The sequence below is a fragment of the Kitasatospora sp. NPDC051164 genome (assembly GCF_044455625.1).
Classification (GTDB): domain Bacteria; phylum Actinomycetota; class Actinomycetes; order Streptomycetales; family Streptomycetaceae; genus Kitasatospora.
Genome location: NZ_JBITFB010000132.1, coordinates 1 through 1,186, shown reverse-complemented (window position 1 = coordinate 1,186; position 1,186 = coordinate 1). Strand labels below are relative to the sequence as shown.

The window sequence follows — 1,186 nt, the reverse complement described above, 5'->3', positions numbered from 1 at the left end:
GACGGCGTGGATCAACGACCCGGCCAAGCGCAGGGAACCCGCACCACAAACCTCATAGCGTCACGACCGTCTCACTGGACTTGAAATCTTCCGAGGGCCATGGTCCTTGCCGCCGTTCGGTGTCCGGCCAGTACCGCCGCCGCCATCAGTACGGCCGGGGCGAGCAGCACCACGGTGACGGTGCCGACGCGGGTGCCGGAGAACGCGTACGTGTCGAACCCGGAGGCGCGGGCGATCTGGACGAGGAACCACAGGTGCCAGGCCGCGAACGTGCCGGCGAGCATCGCGGCGAGCGGAGCGGCGGTGGCCAGCGCCCGGCCCGCCGGCCGGTGGGAGAGCAGGCCCAGCCGTACCCGGGTGCCGTGCCCGGCCACGTCGGCGACCTCCCGTAGCCCGGTGAGCCGGCCGGCCCCGGCGATGTGGTGTTCGGCGTGGTCGGCGATCTCGGCCCGTGCGCCGGCTCCGTAGGAGGCCGGGTAGAGCGCGAGTGCCCACCGGAGCAGCCGGGCGTTCGTCGAGGGTCGGTCCGTGGTCATGCCGCACCTCCCGCGAGCCGGGGCCGGGAGACGGCCAGGCGCCGGTCGGCCTCGCGCAGGGCTGCGCGCATCCGCTCGCTCTCCTCCGTGAGTGCCGTCGTGCCGGCCGAGGTGAGGGCGAATACGCGGCGGGGGCGCCCGTCGACCGTCTCCTCCCGTTCGACCCGGATCAGCCCTTCCGCCAGCAGCCGGTCCAGGGTGCCGTAGAGGGAGCCGGCTCCGAGCCGCACCCGGCCGTCGGAGATCGCGGCCACCTCGTCACCGAGCGCGTAGCCGTGCCGGGGCCGGTCCGCGAGGGCTGTCAGCAGGAGGAAGGTGGGCTCCTGCATGGAGCGTTTCTTCGTCATGCCCACCACCATAGTACGGTCACCGTAGTGTCTGGCAAGAGCGAAGCGATCGGCAGTCATCTCGGTTGCTAGTGCTGTGACCGCATACGTTCGCCGGATTGGTGGGTGTTCAGGCCGCTGGCGCGGTGCGGCTGGTGGAGACGGAGATCGCCGGGCAGCTGAACCTTCGCGGTGCAAAGCTGTCAGGCATGGACACTGACGGCCGCTCGCTGTCAGACATCCCATGCCATAGCGGTGTCAAGCTGCCGCGGGGAGGGTTGCGTGGTGTGACCAGGCGGTGGCCTCGTCGTAGAGGGTGCGGGT

General features: G+C 71.2%; 2 protein-coding genes. Both read right to left on the bottom strand.

The window, feature by feature from the left end:
• Positions 1–71: 71 nt before the first annotated feature.
• A complete protein-coding gene (locus ACIBEC_RS47840; RefSeq protein ID WP_360510351.1) occupies positions 72–536 on the bottom strand; it encodes a hypothetical protein in 465 nt (154 codons plus the stop codon).
• Positions 533–883, bottom strand: a complete 351-nt coding sequence (locus tag ACIBEC_RS47835; protein ID WP_360510349.1) for a PadR family transcriptional regulator — start codon at positions 881–883, stop codon at positions 533–535. Before ACIBEC_RS47835 ends, ACIBEC_RS47840 begins: the two co-directional genes overlap by 4 nt.
• Between the last annotated feature and the right edge of the window lie 303 nt (positions 884–1,186).